Here is a 201-nt window from a genome sequence, read left to right as displayed (position 1 = left end):
GGGTGCGCGAGGTGGCCGTCCTCGTCCGTGAGGACGTGCCCGGCGACAAGCGTCTCGTCGCGTACCTCGTCCTCGCTCCCGACGCGCCTTCCGTCAGCGAGCTGCGCCGCGCGTTGCAGCAGCAATTGCCCGGCTACATGGTGCCCGCGCACCTGCTGCCCCTGGACGCGCTTCCGCTCACGCCCAACGGCAAGCTGGACC

General features: G+C 71.6%; 1 protein-coding gene. It reads left to right on the top strand.

Translation table 11 applies throughout. The annotated features are described in order from the left end of the window. Positions 1-11: 11 nt before the first annotated feature. Positions 12-201 (top strand): AMP-binding enzyme (locus ACLEQD_RS45470; protein WP_410392087.1); only part of this gene is annotated, 190 nt, incomplete at its 3' end.

This window comes from Corallococcus sp. 4LFB (genome assembly GCF_046520365.1).
Taxonomy (GTDB): domain Bacteria; phylum Myxococcota; class Myxococcia; order Myxococcales; family Myxococcaceae; genus Corallococcus; species Corallococcus caeni.
Note: the sequence above shows the minus strand (reverse complement) of the source record. Positions and strands in the feature narration are given on the sequence as shown.